The organism is Sphingobium sp. ba1 (genome assembly GCF_000743655.1).
GTDB lineage: Bacteria > Pseudomonadota > Alphaproteobacteria > Sphingomonadales > Sphingomonadaceae > Sphingobium.
On sequence record NZ_JPPQ01000003.1, the window covers coordinates 1 to 4,789 of the forward strand.

At 59.9% G+C, this 4,789-nt stretch carries 6 protein-coding genes; 2 read left to right on the plus strand and 4 right to left on the minus strand.

What is annotated here, in order from left to right:
* The 4 genes from IL54_RS00030 to IL54_RS00045 form a co-directional block, all read right to left on the minus strand.
* Positions 1-1,212, minus strand: a 1,212-nt coding sequence (locus IL54_RS00030) for a DUF4158 domain-containing protein (protein ID WP_037472029.1), incomplete at its 3' end; no start/stop codon positions are given.
* A gap of 91 nt (positions 1,213-1,303) precedes the next feature.
* Entirely contained in the window at positions 1,304-2,680 is a 1,377-nt protein-coding gene (merA, locus tag IL54_RS00035; protein ID WP_021222959.1) for a mercury(II) reductase, read from the minus strand.
* Positions 2,681-2,759: 79 nt separating this feature from the next.
* A complete protein-coding gene (locus IL54_RS22445; RefSeq protein WP_017503487.1) occupies positions 2,760-3,065 on the minus strand; it encodes a heavy-metal-associated domain-containing protein in 306 nt (101 codons plus the stop codon).
* A 36-nt stretch (positions 3,066-3,101) separates the two neighbouring features.
* Positions 3,102-3,497 carry a mercuric transporter MerT family protein gene (locus IL54_RS00045; RefSeq protein ID WP_014072602.1) on the minus strand — a complete coding sequence of 132 codons (396 nt, stop codon included), beginning with the start codon at positions 3,495-3,497 and terminating at the stop codon, positions 3,102-3,104.
* A 76-nt stretch (positions 3,498-3,573) separates the two neighbouring features.
* Here IL54_RS00045 and IL54_RS00050 point away from each other — a divergent pair, with 76 nt between their 5' ends.
* Both IL54_RS00050 and IL54_RS00055 read left to right on the plus strand, forming a co-directional pair.
* The gene (locus IL54_RS00050) at positions 3,574-3,996 is read left to right on the plus strand and encodes a MerR family transcriptional regulator (RefSeq protein WP_014072603.1); all 423 of its coding nucleotides are present in this window, start codon (positions 3,574-3,576) and stop codon (positions 3,994-3,996) included.
* Positions 3,997-4,166: 170 nt separating this feature from the next.
* Entirely contained in the window at positions 4,167-4,727 is a 561-nt protein-coding gene (locus tag IL54_RS00055) for a recombinase family protein (RefSeq protein ID WP_004213255.1), read from the plus strand.
* The last annotated feature ends 62 nt before the right edge of the window (positions 4,728-4,789 follow it).

Sequence of the window (4,789 nt, forward strand, 5' to 3'; positions counted from 1 at the left end):
CGCCTTGAAGGTGAAGGCGTCCAGAAATGCCGGGCTGAAACGCCGTAGCGTGGCGTAACGCTCGGTTGCCGTTACCAGTGCGTCCTCGCCGGCAAGATCAGCAAGGGCATCTACTTGGGCCTTTGCCGCAACAAGCCGGTGCCAGCCCACCGCTTCGTCAATCAATTCGAGCGGATCGCCGCCATTCTGGACAGCCTCATCAAGTGCTGTAATCGTGGCGCCAAACAGCCGCATGAGTTGCCCCACCGACTGAATACTATCTTGGTAGCGACGCTCGCGCCCACGCCGCGCGCGCGTGAACATGCCGCCGATAAGTCGGTCAAACATTTGGATCGCGGCATCGGCAAGTCTGGCCTCAAGGTCGATCACTGCGGCCGTCAACGTCGCCCGCCTGCGATTGACGCTGTAATCCGAAAGCAGGAATGCCGGTGCCACGCCGCCCTCGCGGACAAATTGGGCAAAGCGGAATTCCGGAATGGCGCCCCCAACTACCGGGTGGATACCTATGCCGCGAACATAGCGCAGGCGCTCAAGCAAGCCATTGATATTGGCCGCAGTCGGGGCTTCTTCGAAATTACGCAACCACGCCAGCGGTGTCATGCCGAAATCCGGGTTGTTGATTACGAGTTCGTCTAGCCGTGTCAGTTCAGCAGAGCTGAGGCCTTCGACGATTGCGGCTGCGGCAGCTTTGCGTGCGCGTGCCCGGCCAGCAAGACCGGCGCGTTCCAGTGTGTCGCCTGACGGAAGAATGAACCGCTCACCCTTCAGGCCAACCATGAGGGCGCGAACAATCGGTTCACCTCTGTCTGTATACTCGGCGGCTTGCGCGGCAAGATTCAGGGCAAGTGCCAGGTCGCCGCGTCGAAACGGGCGTATGCCAAGATAACGCGCCACGAGATCGGCATGATCGGTACGGGTTTGCGCGCGCTGACCATATGCAGAGAAGGAGGAAGGATCGACGAATAACTGTGCCGCGAGGTACTGAAGAATGACGTCGGGAAGCCCGATCTCGGGTTGCAGACCAAAGCCGGGATGTCGCATCAAAGCGATTTGTGCAGCCAGACCGAGGCGATTTGCTGGACCATAGCGGCGCCCAACCAATTCAACATCTTCCGCAGAAAGGGTATAATGCCCAATGATCGCGGTTTCTTGGACAGGAGGATCGAACAGGCGCCGGCGCTCGTCTCCGGTCAGAAGTCGGCGTCGTGCCATTTTGCTCTCCCGCTGAGGCGAATAACAAAATTGACACCAAAGCGGCTTGCACTGGAGGGAGGCCATTCGTTGCCGGTTGATCCCCGAGCAATCACCCGGCGCAGCAAGACAGTTTGGCGACATCCTTATCAAACGTTTGGGCCGCCAGTTTGAGGCCTTCCACAGTGGTCAGGTAAGGAAATATCGTTGCACCCAATTCCAGGGTGGTCATGCCGTGTTTGATCGCCAGCACCAGTGTCTGGATCGAATCCGCGCCTTCGGGTGCCATGATCTGGCCGCCCAGCAAACGGTCGTTCGCCTTGTCGGCAATCAGTTTGATGAGACCCCGCGTATCGCGTGCTGCCAGTGCCCTTGGCACAGCATCGAGCGGGAGCAGCGAAACCTTGATGTCCAGGCCTTGCGCCCGTGCTGTCGTTTCAGTGAGGCCGGCGCTGGCGACTTGCGGGTCGGTGAAGACGACGGATGGCATGGAGGAATTGTCGTAGCGGTATTGGTTGCCCGTCACCGCGTTGCGCGCGGCCAGTTTTGCGCCATAGGCGGCCATGTAGACGAACTGGTCCCGTCCCGTTACATCGCCCGCCGCGTAAATGCCTGGAACCGACGTTTCGAGGTGGTCATCGACGACGATTCCACCATTACGGGCAAGCACTATGCCGCGCTCCTCCAGCCCAAGCCCGTCGCTATTGGGTCGGCGTCCGGTGGCGATGAGCACCTGTTCCGCCGCGACGGTGTCACAATGCCCCTCGCAGGTCAATTCGACCCCGCTCTGTGTTTGGGCGATACGCTGATAGCCGACACCTGCGCAAACCCGCACGCCCTCGGCTTCCAAATAGTTTTTCAGCGCGGCACTCACTTCCGGGTCCATTTCGGGGAGCAGGCGGCTTCGGCAGCAGATGGTGACATCAACGCCCAGACGCGAAAACATCTGTCCCAGTTCTACCCCGATCACCCCGCCACCGATCACCAGCAGCGATTTGGGCAAGCGATCCAGCGCCAGCGCCGATGTGCTGGTTAGGTAGGGCACGCTGTCCATCCCCGGAATCGGCGGCACGGCGGCGTGCGCACCCATCGCCAATATGACCTTGCCGACCTTCATGGGCGCATCGCCGACAATCAGCGCACCATCGGCAAAGCGTGCCTTGCCCTCGATATAGCTCACACCGTCATAGGCGGGCAGCAGATCGACATATTTTTTTTGGCGCAGCGTCGTGACAAGATCGTCCTTCGACGCCGCCAATACGGACCAGTCATCCATCTGGACAGCGCCCCCAAGGCCGGGAAAGCGCGCGGCGGCAAGCCCACCATGCACCGCTTCGGCGGCGCGGATCAGCGTCTTGGAAGGAACGCAGCCAACATTGACACAGGTGCCGCCAATCGTGCCGTGACCGACGAGCGCCACTTTCGCGCCCAGATCGGCAGCGGCGATCGCGGCGGAGAACCCGGCAGAACCCGCGCCGATGACGGCCACGTCAAATCCTTCCTGCCCGGGGCGGTTGCAACAGTCGTTCATTGCTTATCGCTTTCTTGAGGCGCTGGCGGCGCCCCGCTCAGTTTTGAATAGCGCGCGCCGGATAACCCGCGTTGGTTGATGCAGCGGCAATCGCAGCAGCATTGGTGCGGCGCGGGTTATAGGTTGCGCGCGCGGTCTTGGCTGCGAAATCGACCGTGACCGCCGTTACCCCGGCGACGCCTTCCATCGCCTTCTTCACGGTGATCGGGCAGGTGGCGCAGGTCATGTTCTCTATGGCAAAGGTGGTTTGCTTCTGAGCGGTTGCGGTAGCCGCGGGGCGATCTTGCGCCGTGCCACTAACTGCATAGGCGACCCCGCCGCCAGCCATAGCCAGCACGGCCATAGCGATACATACTGTCTTTTTCATGGGTATTTCCTTTCAATAGAACCAGGGTGCCCACCAGTCGATGGTGAGCGCCAGGATGGCGACGGCAAGGCCCAGCCACAGCACCGCCTTGGTGGTCCAAGCCGATTGTGGACGAGCGCAGTAGGAACCGTCTTCACAGGGCGGTTTCGGCTTGAAATAGACATGCCAGAAGCCGTAGCCGAGCAGCGCGAGCGTTACGCCTGCGACATAGGGCTTGTAAGGTTCGAGCGCCGTCAGGTTGGCGATCCACGCGCCGGAAATTCCGAGCATAACCAACAGTAGCGGGACGACGCAGCAAGCCGAGGCGAGCCCCGCGCCGATCAATGCGCCCGCCGCAACCCAGTTTGCCTGCTTCGGCTCGTGGTTTTCGGTGAGGGCTGGCTGTCCCGCTTCCGGCGTTGAGACCATGGCTTGAATCCCTTGTTCCAACTGAGTGATTCGCAGTGTAGGCTCTGTAGCCACTACAGACTCAAGAGGTATTTTCATGGAGCAACAGGTCGGCATCTTGCGTGCCCAGCTTGCCCGGAAAACAGGCTGCAATCTCGAAACCATCCGCTATTACGAGAAGGTGGGATTGCTGCCGGGGCCGCCTCGCAGTTCCAACGGCTACCGCGTCTATTCGCCGGAACTGGTGCAAAGGTTGCAGTTCATCCTGCGCGCGCGCGACCTTGGCTATGCAATGGATGAGATACGGTCATTGTTGTCGCTCACCGATACCGGTGCACAAACCTGCGCGGAGGTTATGGCGAGAACCGAACTCCACCTTGAAGATGTCCGCCGCCGCATTGCAGATTTGCAGAAGATAGAGGTGACGCTGGCGACCACGTTAGCCAGATGCACTGGAGATGACGTTGCCGAATGTCCCATCCTGGAAGCACTCCAGTTTTTACCCCATCAAGGCAATTGACGCCATCTTTGAGGGATTTGATTTTGTGATGTCAGCTTGGAGTATAGCCTAACCGGACGTCAGGGCGCTACCGCGGTTTCTGTCAGATTAGGGTGATAAACGGAATTTGTTGACGAATGTCGTTGCGTATCATAGATTTCAACCTGACATTTTGATGGAGAGAGTGCGCAGTGAAGGGGCAACGGATCGGCTATGTCCGGGTCAGCACGTTCGATCAGAATGTGGATCGCCAATTGGAAGGTCAGTCGCTCGATCGGACCTTCACCGACAAGGCATCGGGCAAGGACGTCAACCGCCCCCAGCTTGAGGCTCTGCTCACTTTCGCCCGCGAAGGCGATACCGTCGTCGTCCACAGCATGGATCGGTTGGCCCGCAATCTGGATGACCTGCGCAAGCTGGTCCAGGGCCTCACCAAGCGAGGTATCCGGATCGAGTTTGAGAAGGAAAGCCTGTCCTTCTCGGGGGAGGACTCCCCGATGGCCAATCTGATGCTCTCGGTCATGGGTGCGTTTGCTGAGTTCGAGCGCGCCCTGATCCGCGAACGGCAACGCGAAGGCATTGCGATCGCTCGGCAGCGCGGCGCCTATCGGGGGCGGAAACGGTCGCTCTCGGATGAGATGATTGCCGATCTGCACCGCCGCGTTGCCGCCGGTGAACGCAAGGCGACCATCGCGCGCGACATGGGCATCAGCCGCGAAACCCTCTACCAGTACCTTCGCGCCGCTGCCTGACACCAATGTTCACATTATGTCCGGAAAATCGTTGTTCAGCGTACAAAGCTTGAGGTGACGCC

Bases quoted from the DNA above. Each gene is read 5' to 3' on its own strand.
- IL54_RS22445 (WP_017503487.1), bottom strand. From the start codon at position 3,065: ATGGCCGTGCTGGCTATGGCTGGCGGCGGGGTCGCCTATGCAGTTAGT.
- IL54_RS00045 (WP_014072602.1), bottom strand. From the start codon at position 3,497: ATGGTCTCAACGCCGGAAGCGGGACAGCCAGCCCTCACCGAAAACCAC.
- IL54_RS00050 (WP_014072603.1), top strand. From the start codon at position 3,574: ATGGAGCAACAGGTCGGCATCTTGCGTGCCCAGCTTGCCCGGAAAACA.